Consider the following 22,919-nt stretch of genomic DNA (forward strand, 5'->3'; position numbering starts at 1 on the left):
TACGATGACTGGCAAAAACGTAACTCCTCCCAGAGACGATCCTGACAGGGCGCCGGTTCAGCAGCCCGAACATCTCGATGCCTATGGGGTACACGGGGCGGAAGGAACTGCGCCGGCCCCGGGCATGACAACGGCAATTGCTGCGGAAGGCGGGGGCGGGGTCTTTGGCTGGCTGCGCCGCAAGAAACAGGCCGGTGTCGACGAGAAGGCCAAGGAAGCCTATTTCACTGCGTCCCAGGGCCAGTTGATCTGGGCGCGATTCAAATCCAACCGGTCGGCAATGATCGCCCTGTGGGCACTGGTTGTCATGGTGCTGATGGGGCTGTTTGCACCCTTCCTGTCGCCATACAATCCCACCATTGCCGGGCGGGATGCCAATTATGAAAATGGTGCTCCGCAGATCCCGAAGTTCTGGGATGAAAACGGTTTCTCCATCCGGCCCTTCATCTATGCGACAGAACGAGAGCGGTCGATCAAGACCAATTTCCGCTGGGTGATGACAGAGAACCGCGACAAGCGGCTTTATCTGCAGTTCTTCGTCAAGGACTGGAGATACAGCTTTGTCGAGATAGACTGGGATTTGCCGGGAAGTTGGCTGGATGTTGATCTGAAACTGCTCACCTTCGACCGGCACCTGTTCGGGGTCGAAGGCGGAAAGATCCATCTCTTCGGTACCGACGCTTCGGGCAAGGACATTTTCGGCCGGACGCTCCACGCCATATGGACATCGCTTGCTGTCGGCACGCTCGGCGTGATGATCGCTTTCATCCTGGCGCTGATCATTGGTGGCGTCTCTGGCTATTACGGCGGCTGGATTGACGGCTTGCTGCAGATGATTACGGATGCGATCCGAACGGTGCCCCCTATACCGCTGTTTATGGCACTGGCGGCCTTTATGCCCGATCATTGGAGTTCGGAGACCCGCTTCTTCTTTATCTCGATCATTCTCGGTTTCATCGGATGGCCGACGCTTGCCCGGCGCATCCGCACCCATCTTCTTACCGAGCGCAGCCAGGAATATGTGCTGGCGGCAGAATTGTGCGGTGCTTCCTCCTCGCACATCATCCGCCGGCATCTGCTGCCCAGTTTTACCAGCTACATCATCGTCGACCTGATGATTTCGTTTCCTTACATGGTGCGTTCGGAAACGGCACTTTCTTTTATCGGTCTTGGTTTGAAGGATCCGGTCAACTCGCTGGGTGCCTTGATGCAGAATGTCAGTCAGGCCGACGTTTTGCTTAATTACCAGTGGTATTTCATACCGGTGCTCTTTTTCATCGCGCTTGTGTTGGCGTTCGTGTTTGTCGGTGACGGGTTGCGGGATGCATCCGACCCCTATTCGGGGACCAAGAAATGACTGAGCCGCTGATTTCAGTAAAAGACCTGACGATACGCTTCAACACCGATGAAGGCCTTGTTACCGCGGTCGAGAACATCTCCTTTGACATCGCGCCAGGTGAGGTCTTGGGTCTCGTTGGTGAGAGCGGCTCGGGAAAGTCGGTCACCGCCAAGGCGCTGATGCAGCTCAATGCCGGCAACACCCGGTATGACGAAAAAAGCAGCATCATTCTCGATACGGAGGATGGCAAGGTTGACGTCCTGTCGCTGAAAAAACCCGGCGAGTTGCGCGTGGTCCGTGGTGGTGCGGTCTCGATGATCTTTCAGGAACCAATGGCGAGCTTCGCACCCGCGATCACCATCGGCGACCAGATGGTCGAACAGCTGCTTATTCATACCGAAATGACAAAGGCCGAGGCGAAGAAGCACTCCGTCGACATGCTGGCACGCGTCGGCATACCCGAGCCGGAGCGGCGTTTTGGCCAGTATGCGTTCGAATTTTCCGGCGGGATGCGTCAGCGGGCAATGATCGCCATGGCACTGTCCACACGCCCAAAACTGCTGATTGCTGACGAGCCGACCACGGCACTGGACGTTACCATTCAGGCGCAGGTGATCGATTTGATGAAGGATCTGGTGGAAGAATTCCACATGGCGATCCTCTTTATTACCCACGATCTTGGCGTAATCGCCCAGACGGCGGACCGGGTGGCGGTGATGTATCTCGGTGAACTGGTGGAAACCGGTGAAGTGCGGCAGGTCATTCGCGAACCGCATCATCCCTATACCCAGGGGCTGCTTAATGCTCTGCCGAAACTGGATGATCTTGAAGCTGAATTGACACCGGTTCCCGGCGATATTCCAAGCCCGCTGGAACGCCCGAGCGGTTGTGTGTTTCATACCCGCTGCCCGGTTATGTATGGCGACCGCTGCACACAGGAAATTCCCCAGCTTCTCAAGGACAACAAGGGTCGCCTGGTCGCCTGCCATCTTGTCGAGGAAAAGGGAGTTCAAACGAAACCGCGCAAGGCGAAGGGTGGCACAAAGAAGGGCGGAACCAGGAAAGGTAAGGCGAAATGAGCAAGCCGGTCGTATCCGTCAAGAACCTAACGGTCACCTATCAGATCGGCCACAGCCTGCTGGGCGCCAACACCTATCTCAATGCGATCAACGATGTTTCCCTCGACATCGACAGCGGCAGTTTCTTCGGCCTTGTCGGCGAATCAGGGTCCGGCAAGACCACACTGGGCCGGGCAATTCTCAAGGCAGCCCCCATCTCGGCGGGCCATGTCAGCTACGCGGACGGGGAGGTGGATTACGATCTGGCTGACATCTCCAAGACGGAGTTGAAAGACTATCGCAAGCGGGCGCAGCTTATCTTCCAGGACCCCTATGCCGCACTCAGCCCGCGCATGACGGTTCGTGATATCATTGCAGAACCCCTTGAGGTGATGGGTCTGACGAACACGCGGGAAGAAACCGATGCACGGGTGCGAGAGATCGCAGCGAAGTGCAGGCTCAACCTGGAGCATCTGCGCCGGTTTCCGCATGCATTTTCCGGCGGTCAGCGCCAGCGAATTTCGATTGCCCGCGCCCTGGTGTCGGGCCCGAAATTTATCGTTGCCGATGAAAGCGTTGCAGCGCTCGATGTTTCGATCCAGGCCGATGTTCTCAATCTGCTGAAGCAGATTCAGGAAGACATGGGGCTGACCTTCCTGTTCATCAGCCATGACCTGTCGGTGGTTGCCCATATCTGTGATCATGTGGCGGTGATGTATCTTGGCAGGCTGGTGGAAACTGCTCCTACAGGACAGTTGTTCGCCGCACCGCGCCACCCTTATACAAAAGCGCTGTTTTCAGCGATCCCCTCCCTTGATCCCGATGATCGGGGTGCGGCACAGAAGCTTGAGGGAGAGATTCCCTCGCCAACGGATCCGCCACCGGGTTGCAAGTTCAACACGCGCTGTCCGCACGCAAAGGATATCTGCCGCCAGGAAGAACCGAAGCTGGAACACCCAGGCGATGGCCATGAAGTGGCCTGCCACCGCTGGCGCGAGCTGCTTGACATGGTGCCTGCCTGATCCGCGATGGCTTGTCCCGGCTTATCCGCCGGATGCCAGAACGATGATACCTGCAGCGACCACCAGGGCTGCAATAACCCGTTTCTTCCAGGGACGTTCACCCAGCCAGATCACACCAATCAGCGCTGCCATGATCACGCTTGATTCCCGGATGGCGGAGACATTGGCCAGTTGGGTCAGGCTCATGGCATAGATTGCCAGGCCATAGGCAATGGCTGAAAGCAGACCTCCAAAAATGCCGACGGCAATAAGTCTGGGACCGGTTTGCATGAGGGCTTGGCGGCGCCATGTCAGCAGGAACACCGCAGAAATGCTCTCGAGAACAAGCAGCCAGCCAATGTAGCCGAACGCGTTTTGGGATGTACGAACTCCAAGACCGTCGACAACCGTGTAGGCTGCGATGATGAGCCCGGTCATGAAAGCGGCAAACAAAGCAGTGCCGTGAAAGGAAATACGCCGGCCGATCAGCAGGATGGCAATGCCGCTGCTTACCAGCGCAATACCGATCCAGCCGGAAAGCGGAAGGGCTTCACCGGCGATACCCCAACCTCCGAGCGCCACGAGCACCGGCGCAACGCCTCGCGCCAGCGGGTAGACCTGACTGAGATCACCATGGCGGTAGGCAAGCAGCAGAAAGCCGTAATAGAAAAAGTGTATGACGGTGGAAGCAACGAGAAACGGCCAGCTTTCGGCGGCTGGAATGCTGAAAAGCGATACCATGACAATGCCGAGCAGAAAATGCCCCAGATTGACCAGCCCGAGGGTCATTGGCTGATCGACCGCCCCCTTGACCATGGCGTTCCACAGCGCGTGCAGCAAAGCTGCACACAGGATCAGCGCAATGGCAAAGGAAGAGGGGGTGCCGGAAACGGCAAGTGGTTCCATCAGATCAATGCATGTCAGGATGTGCAGGCGTTGATGGCGTTCTCGACAATCGAGAGTGCCTTGCCCAGTTCTTCGCGGGAGATGACCAGTGGCGGTGACAAAGTCAGCACATTGCTGGCACTGATCTTGAAACTGAGGCCTGCTTCAAGGCAATGGTAGTAGATTTTCTCGGCTAGACCAGGATCGGCCTGACGCGTGTTTTTGTCGGCAACAATTTCAATGCCGAACATCAGGCCACGGCCGCGAACATCGCCGATCACGGGTGATGTTTGGGCGAACCCTGCGAGTCGCTCAAGGGCCTCGGCGCCAAGCTCGCCAGCCCGTTCCGCCAGCCCCTCCTCGCGAACGATTTCAAGCGTTGTCAGGGCAGCCCGCGCGGTGACCGGGTTTTTTTCATGGGTATAGTGACCGATGGCAAAATCGCCGCAGACATCAAGATCACTCCGCGCCACCACGGCGGCAATCGGCAGGATGCCACCCCAAGGGCTTTGCCGAGGGTGACAATGTCCGGAACGATGTCGTCATGTTCAAAGGCGAACATGCGTCCGGTTTTGCCAAGCCCGGTGGGAATCTCGTCCATGATCAGCAAAGCACCATGGCGGTTGCAGGCCTCACGCACTGCCTGCCAGTAGCCTGGCGGGGGAACGATCGGGACTGCGCGCATGGGTTCGGCAATCACGGCGGCAACATCGCCCTCGCGCTTCAGAACGAAATCCACCATGTTCGCGCAGGCAAGCCCGCACGCGTCCGGTCCCTGATGGCCATAGGCGCAGCGGTAACAGTTGAATGGCGCCACATGCTCGCTGCCTGGCAGGAGCGGGCCGGCGATATGGGAGCGAAAGGTAGCTTCTCCGCCGACGGAAGCAGCGCCAAAACCGGCGCCGTGAAACGCATCCCAGAAGCTTACGGTCTTGAACCGTCCCGTTGCCGCACGGGCGATGCGCAGCGCCACTTCATTGGCATCGGATCCGCCGGTGGTGAACAGGACCTTGTCGAGCTTGCCAGGCGCGATTTCCCCAAGGGTTTCGGCAAGCTCCACCGAAACTTCGTTCGTGAAGCGGCGGGGCGAAAAGGACAATTCATCGATTTGCCGTTTGATGGCTTCCTTGAGCCTTGGATGGCCATAGCCGATATGGTGCACGCTGTTACCATGGAAATCCATAAAGCGGCGTCCGTCGACATCCTCGATCCAGATGCCCTCGGCCTTGGCGATCGTCGAAACACAGGGGCTCGACAGGCTTTGATGCAGAAAGGCGGCCGCATCACGTTCCAGCAGCGGGCCGGAGACATTTGTGGCGTTGTCAGCAATCCAGTCGAGCCGCGCTTTGGATGTGTTCGACTCACCCTCGGTATGGCGGATTCCCTTTGCCGGCCGCTGGTTTTTGGCCGTCATCCCTGATTGGCCTGTTTTGGCCATGGCAGGGAGTATGTTTTGACGTTTGTGAAGAACTTCATGGCTTCCAGCACCCCTTCCTTGACGCCGTTTCCGGAGTCCTTGATGCCGCCGAATGGGGACATCTCGATGCGGTAGCCCGGCTGCTCCCAGATGTTGACAGTGCCCACATCAAGGCCGCCGATATAGGCCTGCATGCGGCGGAAGTCGTTGGTGCACACACCGGAGGACAGGCCGAAGGGCGTTGAATTGGAGATTGCCATGACTTCAGCATCGTCATCGGGCACGCGCACAACGGGAACGATCGGACCGAAGGTCTCATCCATCACCAGTTCGGAATCATGAGGCACATGGTCGACGACGATGGGCGGTAAAAGCGCACCCTTGCGGCCGGGATGATAGAGGATTTTCGCTCCCTTCTGCTCGGCTGCCAGCACCCGGTTCTCGAAGGTCTCGGCCGCCCTGGCATGGATGACACAGCCAAGCTGGGTCTGCGGGTCCATGGGGTCGCCGAACTTCAGCGCCTTCGCCTTCTCGAGAATCATTGGAACAATCCTGTCGGCCACCGACTCCTGCACCAGAATGCGCTTGACCGCCGTGCAGCGCTGGCCGGAATTGCCCGTCGCCCCGGCAACGGCAATCGTGGCGGCCTTCTCAAGGTCAGTATCGTCGAGGTCGTTGAGGATGATCAGCGGGTCGTTGCCGCCCAGTTCAAGCGCGGTGCGCTTGTAGCCGGCCTTCGAGGCGATCATCTTGCCGACAGGCACCCCGCCGGTAAAGGTGACGATGTCAATGTGATCGTTGACGATCATCTCCTCGCCAATGTCCTGCGGCCAGCCGGTCACCACCTGGAACATTTCCGACGGCAGTCCCGCCTCATACAGGATATCGGCCAGCGTGATCGCCGTCAGGGGGGTCAGCTCGGTCGGTTTGCACACCATGCAGTTATTGGTGGCAATCGCCGGGGCCACCTTGTGGGCCACCATGTTGAGAGGGTGATTGAACGGGGTGATTGCCGAGATGGCGCGCGCCGGCTCGCGCATGGTGTAGATCCTGCGGTCCTTGCCGTGAGGGGTCAGGTCGCAGGAGAAGATCTGCCCGTCATCCTGGATTGCCAACTGCCCTGCAAGCATAAAGACGTCATAGGAGCGGCCGGTCTCATACAGCGCATGCTGCTGGCAGATGCCGAGTTCCAGGGTTAGCCAGTGGGCAATCTCCTCGCGCCGCTCGCGGATCAGTGCGCCGGCCCTGAACAGGATCTGCTGGCGCTCATAGCGGGTAAGCTGTGGCTTGTAGTTTGCCGCGATTTCAAAAGCCCGGGCGGCATGTTCCCCATTGCCGGCGGGCACCGTGCCGATCACCTCTTCGGTATAAGGATAGAGCACCTCCACAACATCATCGGTGCTTACCTTCTCGCCGCCAATGCGCATCGCCTCATGGCGAACCGTCTGGGATATCGTGTTCATCGCATTATCCATTTTCGCATGATGCTGCCGACAGCGCTGCCGCCTTCGCCGCATAGAAGAAGGCATCGAAGTTACGCAATTCAGGCGCGTTTGGCAGATCGGCCATCATCCGGTTGACGATGAAGGGCACTTCCTGCTCGGTCAGCCCGCCATGGGAGCGCAGCGGCTCCTTCAGCGCCGCCAGGTCGTGGCGGTGTTCGCTGGTGCCCAGCGTCAGGTTCTCGCCGCTGATTACCACGATGTCGCCAATGCGGTCTTCCGGAAGTTCGAACCGCTTGCAGGCCTCTGCCTTGCCTACGGCAACGATGATGCCTTCCATTGCGGATAGCTTTTCCAGAACCCCGTCAACGTCGGCGCCATCCGGCAGATAGGCGGTGGCAAACGAGCCCAGCGCACCATGATGCACCACATAAGGGTCGGTGATCGGCAGGATGACGCGGGCAGCATCCTTGCCGAGCCATTCATCCAGCACATCCTGCAAATAGATCACCGCCGGCGTGCCGTCCGCCTTGTGCTTGGGCTTCATGCCGTGGTCGGCCGTTACCACGATTGCCGCGCCCATCGCGTCCAGTTCGCCCAGATATTTGTCGAACATCTCGTAGAACGCATTGGCCTGTTTATCGCCCGGCGCGTATTTGTGCTGAACATAGTCCGTCGTCGTCAGATACATGATATCGGGCTGAAACTCCTTCAGCAGTTTTACACCGGCAGCAAAGACGAATTCCGACAATTCCGCTGAATAAACTTCCGGCACGTCCCGGCCCAGCCATGCAGAGGCGTTGTCGATGCCATGCTCGTTGGCTGTTGTCGTGTCCGATTTTTCAGAGGAAAAGCAGATCGCCCGCCCGTCATCGAACGTCAGCCCGTGGCCAAGCAGGGCGCGTAGCTTGTCCTTGGCGGTGACCACCGCCACCTTCTTGCCCGCATCGTAAAACGCCTTGAATACCGTTGGTGCACGCAGGAATTTGGGATCGTTCATCATCACCTCCTCCCCCGTGTCTGGATCAAAGAGGTAGTTGCCGCAAATGCCGTGAACCGCCGGCGGCGTGCCCGTGGCGATCGACAGATTGTTCGGGTTGGTGAAGCTGGGAATGACGCTGTGTGCTCGGCGCTCCGTGCCGGATTCCCGCATCCGCTCCAAAACCGGCATCAGACCCGCCGAAATCGCTGCATCAAGATAAGCCGGCTCGCAACCGTCCAGACAAATCCCGATCGCGCACACCTTCGGCACAGCGTAACTGCGCCCGTTTGCACCAATCCTAACACCGCTCATATCGTTCATGACAAATTCCGTTCCTTGTTGTTCATGCAGCCAGCTTTTCGCGTTCAGCCAGCGCCGATTGTGGCGGGGCGGCACTGTCCACCCCCATTTCCTTGAGTGATTGGCCGGCTGCCTCGACTACGTTGCGCATCACCGCACGGTCCATCTGGCCGATGCACCCAATGCGGAAACTTTCAACCACAGTGAGTTTGCCGGGATAGATGATGAACCCCTTCTGCTTCATGAGATCATAGAAGGCGCCGAATTCGAATTTCGGGTCCTGAGGGCAGAAGAAGGTTACGATAATCGGCGACAGCCAACGATCACGCAGCAGGGTTTCAAAGCCTAGGCTGCGCATGCCCTCCACCACGCTTTCGCAATTTTCCTTGTAGCGCGCGCCACGGCCCTCAACCCCGCCTTCGAGGCGGTGCAGGCGAAGGGCTTCACCGAAGGCGGCAACCACATGGGTCGGCGGGGTGAATCGCCACTGGCCGGTTTTTTCCATATGCGCCCATTGATCATGTACATCAAGGCTCAGCGAATGGGCATTGCCGCGGGCCGCCTCCAGTTCACCCTTGCGCGCAATGACAAAGCCGAAACCGGGCACGCCCTCGATGCATTTGTTGGCGGAAGACACCAGCGCCTCGTAGCGGATTTCGTTTACGTCGAGGGGGATGGCCCCAAAGGCACTCATGGAGTCGATCAACAGCTTTCGGCCTGCCGCGTAGGTAGCATCAGAAATTTCCTTGATCGGATTGAGAATGCCCGATGATGTCTCGCAGTGAACGGCCACCACATGCGTAATGGCCGGGTCCTGTTTCAGCACAGCCGCCACTTCCGCACCCCTGGGTGGCAGATAATCGCCCTTGTCGATGACCACTGCTTCACGGCCGATATAGGCCAGCGTTTTGACGATGCGTTGCCCATAGGCGCCATTTACCAGTACCAGCGTGCGCGAATTGCGCGGCAGAAGCGATCCCAGCATGGCTTCCACCACAAAAGAGCCGCTGCCCTGGATCGGCACGCAATCATAGGCCTGTTCATGATCGCCGATCATGGAAAGCAGTTCGCGGCGCATCTGCGCCGTCATGGCTCGGAAATCACCATCCCAGGACCCCCAGTCACGCAGCATCATTTCCTTGACGCTGGCCGCCGTGGTCAGGGGACCAGGGGTCAGCAAATAGGGCTCCCCCATGGCCGGAGGGCTAATCTTTGCGGGTTGTACACTATGGTGGTCTGCCGGCATGGATCAGAAACTCCAGAAAAATGCGGGAAAGGCCCTGGTGGACGTACGATGCCTTCTGCGTATAGGAGCTTCTTGACCATCTGTAAAATCGATAGCATGTATCTAACTATATGTCAGACTTATGATGTGCTTCCTTCCTGTGCCAGCCTGCTTTCCAACAACTCCCCGTGCCTTGTGAGGACTGGATAGGCAAAGGAAACGAACCGCGAATTGATCTCCTTGAACGCCTGCACCAGCTCCAGATGAATGTCGCTGGTGGCAATGCTGTCCTTTTCGCCATGGCTGAGCCGCTCCAGATGCCGGTCGTTGCTCTCCTGCTCCATGTTGCGGATGTTCTCCTTTTCGCGGATCAACTGACGGGCCGATTCAAGGTCCTCTGACACCAGTACGTTCATCGCAAGCTGGATGTTGGCGCAAACCCTGTCATGCAGCCTGGTAAGTTCATCCCAGCCATCTTCGGAAAAGCTGAGTCTTTCCCGGTGTAGCGTGTCGGCAAGTTTCAGAATGTCCTTGGCAACGATATCACCGGCCCGTTCAAGGCCGATGGCGAAATTGGCCAGTTGGGCTGCTCTGCCTGCCTGTTCGGGGGTCAGGTCACGCTGGCTGAGATCGGCAATGTAGAGTTTGATGCCTGTATGCAGCCGGTTGACCTCTTCATCCATGGCGCGGATCCGGGCAGCTTCGGCAGGATTGGAAACCAGAAAGAAGTCCGTCAACGGCTTGAACATCACTTCGATCTGTTCTGCCATGCGCAGCAATTCCCGCGTTACACTGGCAAACGCCAGACTTGGTTGATTAAGGACCTCGCGATTGAGTGCGCTCACCGGTCTTGTGGCGCCAGTTTCCTCTGCATTTTCCAATATGAGACGTTTGGTAAGCGTTGCCATCGGAACGATCAGCGGCAGGAAGGCAATCACCAGCGCTGCATTGAACACCAGATGAAAATTGACCAGTTGGGTTGCTGCGCTGCTGCCCAGAAGGTCAAGCGGGAGATCGGCAAAGCGTACAGCCAGAAGCGCTAGCAGGGCGCCGGTCGTCCGTACGATCAGATTTCCAAGGGTAATGCGCCGGGCCTTTATGTGCGAGTTGCGGGTTAGCCAGACGGCTACCAGTCCGCCCCCGGCATTCGCCCCCAATACCAGTGAAAGCCCGGCCGCCAGCGGCAGAATGCCCAGCGCGCAAAAAGTGGCAAACAGGAGGATTGCAGCAACGCTTGAATGGAACAGAAAGGTGATCAGTGCTCCGCCTGCAAAAGCGGTAACGGGATCTGCGCTCAAATAGGTAACAACAGCTGGAAGAAACCGGCTTTCGCGCATCGGCAGGGTGGCCTCACCGATCATCTTCAACGAGATCAGGATGAAAGCGATGCCCATCAGCACCCGACCGGCCTGCTTGGTGGTGCGCGAATCGAATTTGAGAAACAGGATGCCTCCGCCGGCCAGAAGTACCGGAACGATTGCCGAAAGATTGAGGCTGAGGAATTTCACCACCGCCGCCGTTCCCAAATCGGCACCCAGCACGATGGCCAGTGATCCGGTTACCCCCATGACACCGGTCGCGGCAAAGCCGGATACCAGCAGCGCGACAGCCGTTGAACTCTGCAGCAATATCGCAGCCAGCATACCTGCGAGCACGTTCAAGACAGTCCCCTTGCGGGAACGCAGAAACATGTTGCGCAGGTTGACGCCCATGGCGCGCTCAATGCCGGTGCGCACCATGCGCGTGGAATAAAGCAGCAGCATTACCGCTGCGGTCAGTTGCAACAAGAATAATGAAAGCTGCATGTACCTTTTCCGGTGTTTTTCCCGGCCTTACGAGTACCACCGGAATTTGCCGTTGGAAACTTTCCGACCTAAAGATCGATATTGCCCAGACGAAAGGCGGCGCGCCGGAGGTTTGCCATTATCGGAATTCACCCTTGCATCATTCAAAGCGATAGTTCTTATCTAAGTATGTGAAAAACTTATGATAGGGATCAGACAGCTTCATGCGGTATGTGCAATTGCGAGCCTTTCACCATGTGGCGGTGTGCGGCGGATTCTCCCGGGCTGCTGAAGCCCTGCACCTGACGCAGCCCGCTGTCTCAGATCAGGTCCGCAAACTGGAAATCGACTATGATATCCGTTTGTTCGATAGGAACAGAAAACAGGTTGCACTGACGTCCCACGGCGAAAAGCTGCTGGAATTTACGCATCGGCTCTTCGAAGTTGAACAACAGGCGGCAGAGTATCTGAATGCTGAACGCACGCTCAAGAGCGGCCGCCTGAACATCATCGCCGACTCCCCGCATCACATCCTGCATCTGCTTGGGCCATTTCGACAGAGATACCCGGATGTCTTTGTCTCGATCCATTCGGGAAACTCGGTGGAAGTGCTGGAAAGTCTCTACAGCTACAAGGCCGATGTCGGCGTTTTGGGCGATATTCCCGACAGCCGGGATTTCGACGTGATGCGGCTGAGCTCCACCCCGATCATCGCCTTTGCGCCGCAAGGAAGCGAAGTGGCCCGCAAGGGTTCGCTGACATTGAAAGAACTCGCGAAATTGCCGCTGGTCTTGCGCGAACAAGGCTCGAAAACCCGTGCCATGCTGGAAGAGTATGCTTCTGGCAAAGGGGTCAGGCTTAACGCCGGCATAGAGGTAGAGGGCCGCGAAGCAGTGCGTGATGTTGTGCTGCACGGTGGCGGGGTGGGGATTGTCTCGGAAGCGGAATTCGACGCTGATTCGGGGTTGGTGAAAATTCCAATCCGCGATGCCAGGCTGGTCATGGATGAAGCGCTCATCACCTTGAAAGAGCGCCGCGACAGCAGGATTATCCGTGCGCTGACGCCGTTCCTGAAACCGCGAGGAGAATAGAAAATCACACTCCCAGATAGCGCTCAGTCAGTTCGGGCGTAAGTGCGGCAACCGGACCACTCCACACGGTTTCGCCACGCTGCAGGACGACCGCCCGGTCGGCAATCTGGCGCAGCTCGCGAACCGATTTGTCGATGATCAGGATTGCCATGTCGGACTCCTGTTTGAGCCGGGCGATAACCTTCCAGATTTCCTTGCGTACCAGCGGCGCAAGTCCTTCGGTCGCTTCGTCAAGAACCAGCAGTTTGGGGTTGGTCATCAAAGCGCGAGCAATCGCCAGCATCTGCTGTTCTCCACCTGAAAGGGACGAAGCGATCTGTGGGAGCCGCTCGCCAAGCCGGGGAAAGAGATCCGTCACCGATTTAAGGGACCAGTCGCCCGGCCTTGCTGCGGCGGTGAGGTTCTTTTCAACGCTAAGATTGCCAAAGCAGCGACGCCCCTCCGGCACGAGACCGATGCCCAGGCGTGCGACGCGATGGGGCGGCATCGGCAGAAGATCATGGCCGGAGAAGCGAACAACGCCCGCAGCTGGCAGCAACCCGAACACCGACTTGACCGTGGTGCTCTTGCCCATGCCGTTGCGGCCCATCAGCGCAACGACTTCACCGGCGCCTACCTCCAGGTTGACGTTGAATAGCGCCTGGCTTGAGCCGTAATAAGCGGTAACGCCTTCGAGCGTCAGCAGCGTCATGCATCTTCTCCCAGATAGGATTCGCGCACCTGGGAATCAGCGCGGATTTGATCGACTGTCCCGGTTGCGATGATGCGGCCATAAACCAGCACCGATACACGGTCCGCGAGCGCAAACACTGCATCCATGTCGTGTTCCACGAGCAGGATTGGTGCTTCGGCGCGCAACTGGTCCAGAAGTCCTGTCATCCGCTTTGAGCCGGAAGCGCCAAGCCCGGCCATGGGCTCATCCATCACGAACACTTTCGGTTCAAGCGTCAGGGCAATGGCAAGTTCGAGTTGGCGGCGCTCGCCATGGGAAAGATTTGAGGTGCGTATGTCGGACTTGTCCTGCAGTCCGACACGGCAAAGCGCTGTCATCGCTTTCTCGCAAAGCACATGATTTCCAAGCGCGGGAAAGAAAACCCCTGCCACGCCGCCCCGTGCACCCAGCGCTCCCAGAACGGCATTTTCCAGCACGGTGTCCTCGGTGGCAAGTGCGGAAACCTGAAACGTGCGCGCAAGCCCCTTGCGGGCGCGGCGATGGGGTTTGAGAGGCGTGACGTTTTCACCGGCCAGATAGACCTCCCCCTTGTCGGGCGACAGCGCGCCGCTGATCTGTTGAATGAGCGTCGACTTGCCTGCCCCGTTGGGACCGATAATGGCATGAATCTCCCCATGCCTCAGGTCGATTGAAACATCGTCATTGGCTTTCAAGGCGCCAAAAGCCTTGGTGATATTTCGTGTTTGGAGCGCCAGTGCGGCCTGATCATGCTCAACCATGAGCAGCCCCCTTGCCGGAGAGCAGACCGATAAGCCCACCTTTTGCCAGCAGGACGACCAGCAGCAAAAGCAGGCCGAGGAAAATGTGCCAGTATTCCGACAAACCGCCCAGGTAATGCTCAAGCACGATAAAGACCACGGCGCCCGCCAGCGGGCCGCACAGGCGCGCCACACCGCCCAGGATGACAAAAACCATGATTTCGCCGCTTAACTGCCAGGAGAACATTGCCGGGCTGACGAAACGGTTGAGATCGGCAAACAGTGCGCCGGCAAGTGCGGTCACCACCCCCGATACAACGAAAGCCGCAAGCCGCAGGCGGAAGGGGTCAATGCCTGCGGTTTCAACCCGCTGGACCGATTGCCGGGCTGCGTTGAGGGCCAGGCCAAAGGGTGAGCGGATCAGCCGGGCATTGAAAAAGAGAACGCCAAGAAGAACGGCAAAACAGAGCGCAAAGTACTGAATGGGGTCAAGCGTGTTGAGGCCGGGAAAGCCGTTGCGCACATAGATCGCCAGTCCGTCCTCGCCGCCATAGGCAGGCCACGAGATGGCGAAGTAATAGAACATCTGGCCGAAGGCGAGGGTGATCATGATGAAATAGACACCGCTTGTGCGAAGCGAAAGGGCACCGATGACAAGCGCAGCAAGGGCGCCGGCCACCATCGCCGTCAGCCAGATCGCCGGCATGGACTGGGTGCCCTCGACGGCAAATGGCCAGATGAAAATCGGCTCATGATTTTGGGCATGGCTTGCCAGTATGCCCATGGCATAACCGCCAATGCCGAAGAAGACCGCATGTCCGAGGCTGACCAGACCGCCCATGCCCAGCGCGATGTTAAGACCGGTTCCCGCCAGCGCAAGGATAACCGCACGCGTTGCCAGTGTGATGGTGAAGGGTTCGTCTGTCAGCCAGGCCCAAAGCGGCACCAGAACGAGGCCAGCCAGCAGCACCGCATTGACCGCCCATTCCCGGTAGGTGCTGCTCACGGCGCCTCTCCAAAAAGGCCCTGGGGCCGGATCAGGAGGACCAGTGCCATCAGCACGTAAATCGACATCGAGGCCAGGGCCGAACCTGCCAGCATGGCAGAGGCGGGGTCCATTACGGCTCCGAAAAGAATTGGCAGAAGAAAGCGCCCCAGCGTGTCTGTAAAGCCGACCAACAGCGCTCCGACCAGCGCTCCCTTGATCGAGCCGATGCCGCCGATGACGATGACGACGAATGCCAGAATGAGGACCGGTTCGCCCATGCCGACCTGAACCGACTGGATGGCGCCGACCAGCGCTCCGGCAAGGCCGGCAAGGGCTGCCCCAAGGGCGAAAACGATCGTATAGAGCCTGGAAATATCGACCCCCAGCGCTGCGATCATCTCCCGGTCGCTTTCACCGGCACGGATGCGGTCGCCCAGCCTGGTGTGGGTCACCAGAAAAAACAGGCCTGCGGCGATCGCGAGGCCGGCAACAATCAGCGCCAGCCGGTAGGAGGAATACTCGATCCCGCCCGGCAAGGTGACCGGCCCGGCGAGCCATTGCGGGCGCTCCAGATAAAGCGGGAACGAGCCGAAGGCCCATCGGGTTCCCTCTGACAGGATGAGGATCAGGGCAAACGTCGCAAGAACCTGATCGAGATGGTCACGATTGTACAGCTTGCGAATGACAACAAGTTCGATGATGACACCGGCAGCAGCGGAGGCAGCCAGGGCAGCCGCCAGCCCAAGAACAAAGGACCCCGACCAGCCGGCAACCGCCGCTGCCGCAAAAGCCCCGATCATGAAAAGGGAACCGTGCGCCAGATTGATCAGCCCCATTACGCCAAACACCAGCGTCAGGCCCGATGCCATCAAAAACAGCATGACACCGAACTGCAATCCGTTCAGCAGTTGTTCAATGAACAGGATGGGTGACATTGCGGATGCTATCAGATGACGCCGGCAGTTGGCGGAAGAAATATCTGGCGGACGGAGCGCCGGCCCCATCCGCGATGATGATGTTCAATTCTGTCTCCGCCTTATCGGCGAATCCTAGAACGTGCACTCGCCCGCATAGGCATCTGCATGCCCGGTCAGTGCGGTGCCGATGATCTTGTTGGTGAAGACGTCACCTTCCTTGATCACCTCGCGCACATAGATGTCCTGAACCGGATGGTGGTTTGTACCGAACTTGAACGAACCACGCACCGAATCAAAGTCCGCTTCTTCAAGCGCCGAGCGGAAGGCGCCGGCATCTGTTACGCTGGCCTTGCCCATGGCTGACAAAATGAGATTTGCGGTGTCGAAGCCCTGACTTGCATAGAGCGAAGGCAGGCGCCCGTATTCGGCCTGAAACGACTCGACGAAAGCCTTGTTCGCGGGATTGTCGATGTCCTTGTTCCACTGGGACGTATTCTTTACGCCAAGCGCGGCTTCGCCAACCGCCTGAAGAATACCCTGATCGAAAGAAAATGCCGGGCCGACCAGCGGAATGTCCACGCCGGAGGCTGCATACTGTTTCATGAAGGCAATGCCCATGCCCCCGGGAAGGAAGAAAAAGACGCTGTCGGCTCCTGAAGCACGGATCTGCGCAATCTCGGCAGCATAATCCTTCTGGCCGAGCTGGGTGTAGACTTCGCCCGCCAGTTCTCCCTTGTAGAAGCGCTTGTAACCGGTCAGGGCATCCTTGCCTGCCGGGTAGTTCGGCGCCATGACGAACGAGTTCTTGAAACCTGCATCATTGGCATAGGCCCCTGCTGCTTCATGCAGATTGTCGTTCTGCCAGGCGACGTTGAAATAGTTTTCATGGCACCCCTTGCCGGCCAGTGCGGACGGGCCCGCATTGGGCGAAAGATAGAATTTTCCCTGCGCAGTGGCGGCAGGAACCACCGCCATCGCAAGGTTCGACCAGATGATCCCGGTCAGAATATCCACCTTCTCGCTCTGGATCATCTTGTCTGCGAGTTGCACGGCGATGTCGGGTTTGCGCTGGTCGTCCTCGACGACAACCTCGATGTCCTTGTTGCCGGCCTGCTTGACCGCCAGCAGAAAACCGTCACGCACGTCGATTCCAAGCCCGGCGCCGCCTCCCGAAAGTGTGGTGATCATGCCGACCTTCACCGGTTCGGCTGCAACCGGCAGAGCCACCGACAGCGACAATGCTGCGGCAAATGCCAAAGATTTCATACGCATTACAATTCCTCCCTTTCGTTCTTTCCCGCCTGCAAAAGCACTCCTTGCGATGAATTTCAACTGTTACCGGTGCCGCCAGAACCGTCAAGAACGGAATCGGCCGTCACCAGTATGCGCCGGAAAGTGAATGTTCAGCGAAAAACGGAAGGGTGCGTGCAGCTTTGTCAGTCGCCTTCACAGGGCATTCCTGCAGCACCCCAAAGAAGGATGTCGTCAACATGCTCTTTGAGGGAATAAGGTGCTGCTTCGCGGCCTGCCCCAGGGTTCCATGCCCAGTGCAGGATCACGTCATGGTCCAGATGATCTGCCAGTTCCTGGAATGTACGATTGCCATTTCGCTCCGGGTCGCGCAATTGGCGGCAGATTTCCACACCGGATTTCCCGAACCAATGCGCTTCCACCGGTGCCATACGCCAGTCCGCGGCAACGCGCGGTGCAGCGTGAGGAACTGTGTTGGCGTCATCGCGGCCGCTGGAGAGCGTGGTGTGGCAGGTTGAGCAGGCAATTGTCTCTGCCCCGATTCTGCTTTCACCGGCATTGATGTTCATGCCGTGGAAGCGAGCCTTGCCATAACTTGGACCGGACCACATGGGCCGGTTGTCCGGCCCTGCATGGCAGTTCGAGCAGCGCGGATGGCTGACGACTTCGTGGATGCGTGCCCAGGCTTCCAGGCCTTCCTCACGGCCAGCGGTAGCCGCCGCAGGCTGCTCGGATTCTGCCTGCTGTTGAGTGCCTGTGGTCTGTGCGAGTGCCGTACCGCCACAAACAAGAAACAGCGGAACGAAGGCTGCAAGGTGCAGCGTTTTCAAGGTTGATCCCATCTTGTTCAGCCTCACACGAAATCTATGAATTTGTTGAACGGCATTTCGCGCAGGCGCCTGCCGGTTGCGGCGAAAATCGCATTGGAGAGGGCTGGAGCCGCCGGCGGGACAGGGGGTTCGCCAATGCCCCTTATCTTGGCGCCGTTTTCCAGGCCTTTCACGAAGATCTCGGGGCACTGATAGAGCCGCATGGCCTCATGGGCATGATAATTGCTCTGCTGCGCCATCCCGTCTGAATAGGTAATCTCGCAGTTCATCGCATGGCCCAGTCCAAATACAACGCCGCCCTGAACCAGGTTTTCGAAATTCACCGGATCGACAATGGTTCCCACATCGCAGGCCACCCAGACCTTGTCGATCCTGATGCCCTGACCTGTGTCGGTGACTTCCACGACTTCAGCTGTCGGCACGCCGAAACTTTCGATAAATGCAACGCCTCTGCCCTTGCCGGCCCCAAGCTCGCCGCCCCAGGATGACATATCGGCAACGGTCTCCAGGACCTTTCTCGACACATCGTGCCCCATCAACCGGATGCGCTCCTCCATCGGATCGGCGCCGGCCGCATGGATTAATTCATCCAGGAAGCAGTCAAATTCAAATCCGGCTCCCGGCGCACCGACGGACCGCCAGGAAGAAACCGGCGCCAGTTCGGGTGCGCGGTAGGCGCGCATACGGAAATTCGGCAGGTCATAGGGATTGTTCCACGACCCTGCTGATATCTGGGCATCCGGGCCAGGCATCGGAATGTTCGCCCGACCCATCTGCGATGCAATGACCGATGGTGATGCGATTTGAAGATCGATTGAGGTTACCTGACCGTTCGCCACCGTCCCCTTGCTGCGACCGATCGAAATGTGGCGGGGGAAGTCATGGGCAAAGTCTTCCTCACGGGTGTAGGTGAGCTTGACGGGCGTCCCGCGCATCTGGTTGGCAATTTCGGCGGCTTGTTTGACGTGCTCGAATTCAAGGCGGTGGCCGAAGCTGCCGCCAATGAACTGATTGTGCAAAATCACCTGATCCTGCTCGTGTCCGGTGATGGCGCCTACCAAAACCTGCATCTGTCTTTGAAGCTGGTGACCGGTCCATACCTCTACGCGTTCGTCGGTAACCAGAACGATAGCATTAAGCGGTTCAAGGGGGCATGGGCGACATAGGGCGAGCGGTATTCGGCTTCGATCACCCCACCCTCTGCCTGGGCCGCTTCCACATCACCGTCGTTGCGCCACTCGCTATCGAGAAGTTCATCGGTAAAGGAGGCGGCAACCGTTTTCCAATGTTCTTCCTGTTCGGCAGGATAAGGTGCCTCGCCCCAGTCAAACTCAATTGCGTCGGCTGCCTGAAAAGCACGCCATGTATTGTCGGCAATGACTGCTGCGCCCCCGGTGACCGGGACAACCTTGCTGACGCCGGGCATTTTTTCCGCAGCGCTCGCATCATAGCCGTTCACCGCGCCGCCTTGGCGCGGGTTCAGCTTGATGGCGGCATGGACCATGCCATCGACTTTCAGATCAATGCCGTAGTCAAGCGTACCGGTCGACTTGCCGACAATGTCAAGGCGCTGCATCGGTTTGCCGATCAGGCGCCATTGGCCCGGATCGCGCAGTGTGACGTTACCGACCGGATCAAGCTTTGCGGCCGCTGCGGCCAGTTCGACATATTTTAGTTGACTGCCATCAGGCAGAAGAACGGCCCCGTTGGCGGTTTTAAGCTGTTCAACGGGCACGCCGGACTGTTCGGCTGCGGCCAGTTTCAACGTTTCGCGGGCAACCGCCCCGGCGTATCGCAGTTTCTCGAAACTGTCGGGAATGGTGGTCGAGCCGCCGGTGCCCTGCAAACCCATAACCTTCAACACGCTTCCCATGATTCCACGTACTGTTTCGGCAGTGAAACTTTCGTTTGTGGACTTGAAGGGAGCACTTTCGTCGGCCATGGCAGTGTTCCAGTAGGCCGCACTGGGTTGACCGAAACTGATTTCAAACTGCCCAAACTCAACGTCAAGTTCCTCGGCAATCAGTGCGGCCTGTGCCGATGCGACGCCCTGACCCTTGTCAGCATGAGGCGTGATCAGGGTTATTTTCTCCTGGTCGATAAGCACCCACGGATTAAACGTTGCCGATCCTTCCGGCAGGCTGTCCGCCAAGGGGTTGTCGTGGGGTTTGCGCACGATGTAGGTGCCAAAGGCAACGCCCCCGAGCACTGCCGCCGAGCCGATCAGGAATGTGCGCCGTGCGATGGTTCCAAGCTTGCCCATGATTACGCCTCCTGCAGTTTGGCGGCTGCCGATTTGACAGCTTCACGGATGCGCACATAGGTCCCGCACCGGCATAGGTTCCCGCTCATTGCCGCATCGATATCCTCGTCGGTTGGCTCGGGGTTGACGTCCAGCAGGGAAGCTGCCTGCATGATCTGGCCGGACTGGCAGTATCCGCATTGGGCGACCTGATGTTCGATCCAGGCAGCTTGCACCGCATGCAGGGTTTGCGGCGTGCCGAGGCCCTCGATAGTGGTAACTTCCCCGTCCAGATCGCCGATTGCCAACTGGCAGGAGCGTACGGCCACGCCGTCCACGTGCACCGTGCACGCGCCGCACTGGGCAATGCCACAGCCATATTTGGGGCCGGTTATGCCCAATTCGTCACGCAACACCCATAGAAGTGGCATGTCGCCTTCGACTTCCACTTCATATTGTTTTCCATTCACGGTCAGACTTGTCACCAAACGCTCCTGTGCTAGTTGTGCGCGATGTTGCCAGCTTCAAAATACAAGGCCGGGGCATCAATACTGGAAACCAGTATTTGACATATAACCAAATTTTGTCAAGTTGTAATAATGAACCGTCGCGTACCCTGTATTCTTGAAGCTGCCGTCAACGTCATATCCCGATACGGGGTACGGCGTACGACCATGGCTGATATTGCCGCGGAAGCCGGCATTTCACGCCAGACGCTTTATGCATCCTTCGCCAACAAGGATGAGCTCCTGGTCGCGGTCATAAAAAAACTCACGGAAAACAAGCTGGAGGCCGTCGACAATGCATGGAGCAGCCTTGAGGCGGTGGAAGACAAGCTGGATGCTTTTTTTGCCGTCTGCGTTACGCCCTATTTTGACCAGCTGCGCGCCATGCCCGACTCCGGTGATTTGATTGAAGGCTTCAATGCCGAAGGAAAAGCGGAGATCAAAAAGGCAGAAGACAGGAAGACGGCTGCTCTCACCTCGATGTTTCTTCCGTATTCGGATGAATTGCAAAAGAGCGGCACGACGGCCGAGGCGCTTGCCGGGCTCGTCGTTTCCGCTGCCACCAGTTTCATCTTTACAGCGCGCGACCACCGTCATCTTGAAACCTTGTTGAACAGCCTGAAGCTGGCTGCGCTTTGCCAGCTTGGCATCAAGCCCGGACAAAGCTGACTCTCTCATACCGACATGGCTTGCCAAATCCCGTCGTTATCTGAAAGGCTGCCTGGCCGCTTGAAAGGCAGGATGGTGTTCCAGCAGGCCGGCCATCCGGTATAGGAGGTTTCATGCCAGATTCCGTAACGGGCGCAGGATACAAACCGGTTCACGGGCAATTTGAAAAGATTGCCGAATTCGTGCTGGCTGACAAACCGGCCATCCCCGATAGCTCGGTTGAATTTGCCGCCCGGCTGCTGGTCGATACGCTTGGCGTTTGTGCCGGTGCTGCAAACCTGGAAGTGGGAAAGATTGCACGGGAATTTGCCACCGGTTTCCTTGCCGGGGGATCGGAAGAAAAATCCGCTCCGATCCTGTTTGACGGCAGAGTGGCGAGCCTGCCGGGCGCCGCCTATGCGGCAGCAACCCAGATCGACAATCTGGATGGTCATGACGGCTTCAATCCGGTCAAGGGCATATTGGCTGTGCGGTGGTGCCCGCGCTGTTGGCCTTTGCTGGGAACCGGCCGGAGCTGGGTGGGCGCGAAGCGCTTGAAGCCCTGGTGATTGCCTATGAAGTGGCCGCACGGGCAGGACTGGCGCTGCATGGCACGGTCAGCGATTACCACACTTCCGGTGCCTGGAATGCGCTTGGTGTTGCGGCTCTCGGCTGCCGCTTGCTCGGGCATGATGAAAACACCCTGCGCCATGCCATCGGCATTGCTGAATATCACGGCCCCCGCAGCCAGATGATGCGCGAAATCGACAATCCTTCCATGTTGCATGACGGTTCCGGCATGGGGGCAATGGTCGGCATATCCTCCGTTCTTCTGGCAGCCATGGGTTTTACCGGCGCACCGGCAGCGACGGTGGAAACGGCTGAAGCAGCGCCCTTCTGGCAGGACCTCGGCGAACACTGGACCATTGAACACAACTACATAAAACCCTACCCGATCTGCCGCTGGGCGCACGGCTCGATTGATGCGGTGCGGTCCATCATGCTCACCAACCAGATCACGCCGGATGCCATTGCCTCCATCGAGGTGCGGACGTTTCATGAGGGATCCAGGCTTTTTGCCGGAATACCGGAAAACACAACACAGGCCCAATACAGCCTGCCCTTTGCGGTGGCGACCTTTCTGCTTAATGGCCGCATCGGGCCGGAGCATGTGGAAGGGGAAGCGCTTTCCGACCCCAAAGCTGCCGAACTGCTTTCCCTGATCACCGTTAAGGAATGCGACCGCCACAATGACCGGTTTCCCGCGGGGCGCTGGGCGGATGCAACCGTGGAACTGAAGGATGGTACCCGGTTTGAATCGGGAGACATCAATGCCCGCGGCGGGCCCGACTCGCCGTTCAGCGATGAAGAACTGCGCGAAAAATTCGATACAATGACATTGAGAATGCTCGGGCCGGAACGCACCGGCAAGATCTGGCAGGCCGGGTTGGGGCTTGTTGAGCAGAATGCGCGGTTCGCACCCTTTGCCGACCTGCTCTATGCGCCGGTCAATCCGGCCTGAACGGTTCCTGAAAGCAGCCGCTTGACTCTCTTCACCAGCTTTGATTAACTGGAACAAAAG

21 protein-coding genes and 1 pseudogene are annotated in these 22,919 nt (G+C 58.3%); 7 read left to right on the forward strand and 15 right to left on the reverse strand.

Annotated features, from left to right (window positions below; translation table 11 throughout):
* Nucleotides 1-4: 4 nt before the first annotated feature.
* From BVL55_RS00470 to BVL55_RS00480, 3 genes are read left to right on the forward strand one after another with little or no spacing between them, the layout of a single operon-like run.
* Nucleotides 5-1,357 (forward strand): ABC transporter permease, encoded by a 1,353-nt coding sequence (locus tag BVL55_RS00470; protein WP_205410822.1) that lies wholly within the window; start codon nt 5-7, stop codon nt 1,355-1,357.
* On the forward strand, nt 1,354-2,418 hold the full coding sequence (locus tag BVL55_RS00475) for an ABC transporter ATP-binding protein (protein WP_205410823.1): 1,065 nt from the start codon (nt 1,354-1,356) through the stop codon (nt 2,416-2,418). The genes BVL55_RS00470 and BVL55_RS00475 overlap by 4 nt, the downstream gene beginning before the upstream one ends.
* Nucleotides 2,415-3,419: an ABC transporter ATP-binding protein gene (locus BVL55_RS00480; protein ID WP_075995259.1), complete on the forward strand. Its 1,005-nt coding sequence runs from the start codon at nt 2,415-2,417 to the stop codon at nt 3,417-3,419. The genes BVL55_RS00475 and BVL55_RS00480 overlap by 4 nt, the downstream gene beginning before the upstream one ends.
* A gap of 21 nt (nt 3,420-3,440) precedes the next feature.
* On the opposite strand, the gene BVL55_RS00485 is transcribed toward BVL55_RS00480, so the two are convergent.
* The 6 genes and pseudogenes from BVL55_RS00485 to BVL55_RS00510 form a co-directional block, all read right to left on the reverse strand.
* Nucleotides 3,441-4,304 (reverse strand): EamA family transporter, encoded by an 864-nt coding sequence (locus BVL55_RS00485; protein WP_075995260.1) that lies wholly within the window; start codon nt 4,302-4,304, stop codon nt 3,441-3,443.
* 14 nt (nt 4,305-4,318) lie between these two features.
* Nucleotides 4,319-5,721 (reverse strand): annotated as a pseudogene (gene pbfA, locus BVL55_RS00490) ((R)-1-hydroxy-2-aminoethylphosphonate ammonia-lyase).
* Nucleotides 5,694-7,163, reverse strand: coding sequence for a phosphonoacetaldehyde dehydrogenase (gene phnY / locus BVL55_RS00495; protein WP_156892365.1), 1,470 nt, complete (start codon nt 7,161-7,163; stop codon nt 5,694-5,696). The pseudogene pbfA and the gene phnY overlap by 28 nt, the downstream one beginning before the upstream one ends.
* A 4-nt stretch (nt 7,164-7,167) precedes the next feature.
* Nucleotides 7,168-8,445 carry a phosphonoacetate hydrolase gene (gene phnA, locus BVL55_RS00500; RefSeq protein ID WP_075997778.1) on the reverse strand — a complete coding sequence of 426 codons (1,278 nt, stop codon included), beginning with the start codon at nt 8,443-8,445 and terminating at the stop codon, nt 7,168-7,170.
* A gap of 22 nt (nt 8,446-8,467) precedes the next feature.
* Nucleotides 8,468-9,670, reverse strand: coding sequence for a 2-aminoethylphosphonate--pyruvate transaminase (locus BVL55_RS00505; RefSeq protein ID WP_075995262.1), 1,203 nt, complete (start codon nt 9,668-9,670; stop codon nt 8,468-8,470).
* A gap of 119 nt (nt 9,671-9,789) precedes the next feature.
* Nucleotides 9,790-11,454: a Na/Pi cotransporter family protein gene (locus BVL55_RS00510; protein ID WP_075995263.1), complete on the reverse strand. Its 1,665-nt coding sequence runs from the start codon at nt 11,452-11,454 to the stop codon at nt 9,790-9,792.
* A gap of 203 nt (nt 11,455-11,657) precedes the next feature.
* Between BVL55_RS00510 and BVL55_RS00515 the strand changes: the two genes are divergently transcribed.
* Nucleotides 11,658-12,524, forward strand: a complete 867-nt coding sequence (locus BVL55_RS00515) for a LysR substrate-binding domain-containing protein (protein WP_075995264.1) — start codon at nt 11,658-11,660, stop codon at nt 12,522-12,524.
* 4 nt (nt 12,525-12,528) lie between these two features.
* Here BVL55_RS00515 and BVL55_RS00520 read toward each other — a convergent pair whose 3' ends face one another.
* From BVL55_RS00520 to BVL55_RS00555, 9 genes are all read right to left on the reverse strand, one after another.
* The gene (locus tag BVL55_RS00520; protein WP_075995265.1) at nt 12,529-13,215 is read right to left on the reverse strand and encodes an ABC transporter ATP-binding protein; all 687 of its coding nucleotides are present in this window, start codon (nt 13,213-13,215) and stop codon (nt 12,529-12,531) included.
* The gene (locus BVL55_RS00525; RefSeq protein WP_075995266.1) at nt 13,212-13,976 is read right to left on the reverse strand and encodes an ABC transporter ATP-binding protein; all 765 of its coding nucleotides are present in this window, start codon (nt 13,974-13,976) and stop codon (nt 13,212-13,214) included. The genes BVL55_RS00520 and BVL55_RS00525 overlap by 4 nt, the downstream gene beginning before the upstream one ends.
* Complete coding sequence (locus BVL55_RS00530; RefSeq protein ID WP_075995267.1) at nt 13,969-14,961, reverse strand: branched-chain amino acid ABC transporter permease; 993 nt, start codon at nt 14,959-14,961, stop codon at nt 13,969-13,971. The genes BVL55_RS00525 and BVL55_RS00530 overlap by 8 nt, the downstream gene beginning before the upstream one ends.
* Nucleotides 14,958-15,878, reverse strand: coding sequence for a branched-chain amino acid ABC transporter permease (locus tag BVL55_RS00535; protein WP_075995268.1), 921 nt, complete (start codon nt 15,876-15,878; stop codon nt 14,958-14,960). The genes BVL55_RS00530 and BVL55_RS00535 overlap by 4 nt, the downstream gene beginning before the upstream one ends.
* Before the next feature lie 114 nt (nt 15,879-15,992).
* On the reverse strand, nt 15,993-17,132 hold the full coding sequence (locus BVL55_RS00540) for an ABC transporter substrate-binding protein (RefSeq protein WP_075995269.1): 1,140 nt from the start codon (nt 17,130-17,132) through the stop codon (nt 15,993-15,995).
* 164 nt (nt 17,133-17,296) lie between these two features.
* On the reverse strand, nt 17,297-17,941 hold the full coding sequence (locus tag BVL55_RS00545; protein WP_205410824.1) for a hypothetical protein: 645 nt from the start codon (nt 17,939-17,941) through the stop codon (nt 17,297-17,299).
* Between the two features lie 23 nt (nt 17,942-17,964).
* Complete coding sequence (locus tag BVL55_RS17240) at nt 17,965-19,119, reverse strand: molybdopterin cofactor-binding domain-containing protein (protein ID WP_342098072.1); 1,155 nt, start codon at nt 19,117-19,119, stop codon at nt 17,965-17,967.
* Nucleotides 19,044-20,204, reverse strand: a complete 1,161-nt coding sequence (locus tag BVL55_RS17245; protein WP_342097858.1) for a hypothetical protein — start codon at nt 20,202-20,204, stop codon at nt 19,044-19,046. The genes BVL55_RS17240 and BVL55_RS17245 overlap by 76 nt, the downstream gene beginning before the upstream one ends.
* 2 nt (nt 20,205-20,206) lie before the next feature.
* Nucleotides 20,207-20,668, reverse strand: coding sequence for a (2Fe-2S)-binding protein (locus BVL55_RS00555; protein ID WP_205410825.1), 462 nt, complete (start codon nt 20,666-20,668; stop codon nt 20,207-20,209).
* 114 nt (nt 20,669-20,782) lie between these two features.
* Here BVL55_RS00555 and BVL55_RS00560 point away from each other — a divergent pair, with 114 nt between their 5' ends.
* The 3 genes from BVL55_RS00560 to BVL55_RS00565 all read left to right on the forward strand — a co-directional run bounded on the left by BVL55_RS00560 (nt 20,783) and on the right by BVL55_RS00565 (nt 22,859).
* Entirely contained in the window at nt 20,783-21,358 is a 576-nt protein-coding gene (locus BVL55_RS00560; RefSeq protein ID WP_075995271.1) for a TetR/AcrR family transcriptional regulator, read from the forward strand.
* 113 nt (nt 21,359-21,471) lie between these two features.
* A complete protein-coding gene (locus BVL55_RS16770) occupies nt 21,472-21,906 on the forward strand; it encodes an MmgE/PrpD family protein (RefSeq protein WP_205410826.1) in 435 nt (144 codons plus the stop codon).
* Complete coding sequence (locus BVL55_RS00565) at nt 21,846-22,859, forward strand: MmgE/PrpD family protein (protein ID WP_205410827.1); 1,014 nt, start codon at nt 21,846-21,848, stop codon at nt 22,857-22,859. Before BVL55_RS16770 ends, BVL55_RS00565 begins: the two co-directional genes overlap by 61 nt.
* Nucleotides 22,860-22,919: the final 60 nt, after the last annotated feature.

Origin of the sequence: Salaquimonas pukyongi, from assembly GCF_001953055.1 — a bacterium.
GTDB lineage: Bacteria > Pseudomonadota > Alphaproteobacteria > Rhizobiales > Rhizobiaceae > Salaquimonas > Salaquimonas pukyongi.

What these genes read in the sequence shown, in the direction of transcription:
- BVL55_RS00510 (WP_075995263.1), bottom strand. Translation starts at nt 11,454, where the DNA reads ATGCAGCTTTCATTATTCTTGTTGCAACTGACCGCAGCGGTAATGCTG.
- BVL55_RS00470 (WP_205410822.1), top strand. Translation starts at nt 5, where the DNA reads ATGACTGGCAAAAACGTAACTCCTCCCAGAGACGATCCTGACAGGGCG.
- BVL55_RS00560 (WP_075995271.1), top strand. Translation starts at nt 20,783, where the DNA reads ATGAACCGTCGCGTACCCTGTATTCTTGAAGCTGCCGTCAACGTCATA.
- BVL55_RS00535 (WP_075995268.1), bottom strand. Translation starts at nt 15,878, where the DNA reads ATGTCACCCATCCTGTTCATTGAACAACTGCTGAACGGATTGCAGTTC.
- phnA (WP_075997778.1), bottom strand. Translation starts at nt 8,445, where the DNA reads ATGAACGATATGAGCGGTGTTAGGATTGGTGCAAACGGGCGCAGTTAC.
- BVL55_RS00485 (WP_075995260.1), bottom strand. Translation starts at nt 4,304, where the DNA reads ATGGAACCACTTGCCGTTTCCGGCACCCCCTCTTCCTTTGCCATTGCG.
- BVL55_RS00505 (WP_075995262.1), bottom strand. Translation starts at nt 9,670, where the DNA reads ATGCCGGCAGACCACCATAGTGTACAACCCGCAAAGATTAGCCCTCCG.
- BVL55_RS00515 (WP_075995264.1), top strand. Translation starts at nt 11,658, where the DNA reads ATGCGGTATGTGCAATTGCGAGCCTTTCACCATGTGGCGGTGTGCGGC.
- BVL55_RS17245 (WP_342097858.1), bottom strand. Translation starts at nt 20,204, where the DNA reads ATGGGCAAGCTTGGAACCATCGCACGGCGCACATTCCTGATCGGCTCG.
- BVL55_RS00540 (WP_075995269.1), bottom strand. Translation starts at nt 17,132, where the DNA reads ATGCGTATGAAATCTTTGGCATTTGCCGCAGCATTGTCGCTGTCGGTG.
- BVL55_RS00520 (WP_075995265.1), bottom strand. Translation starts at nt 13,215, where the DNA reads ATGACGCTGCTGACGCTCGAAGGCGTTACCGCTTATTACGGCTCAAGC.
- BVL55_RS00525 (WP_075995266.1), bottom strand. Translation starts at nt 13,976, where the DNA reads ATGGTTGAGCATGATCAGGCCGCACTGGCGCTCCAAACACGAAATATC.
- BVL55_RS00480 (WP_075995259.1), top strand. Translation starts at nt 2,415, where the DNA reads ATGAGCAAGCCGGTCGTATCCGTCAAGAACCTAACGGTCACCTATCAG.
- phnY (WP_156892365.1), bottom strand. Translation starts at nt 7,163, where the DNA reads ATGAACACGATATCCCAGACGGTTCGCCATGAGGCGATGCGCATTGGC.
- BVL55_RS00475 (WP_205410823.1), top strand. Translation starts at nt 1,354, where the DNA reads ATGACTGAGCCGCTGATTTCAGTAAAAGACCTGACGATACGCTTCAAC.
- BVL55_RS16770 (WP_205410826.1), top strand. Translation starts at nt 21,472, where the DNA reads ATGCCAGATTCCGTAACGGGCGCAGGATACAAACCGGTTCACGGGCAA.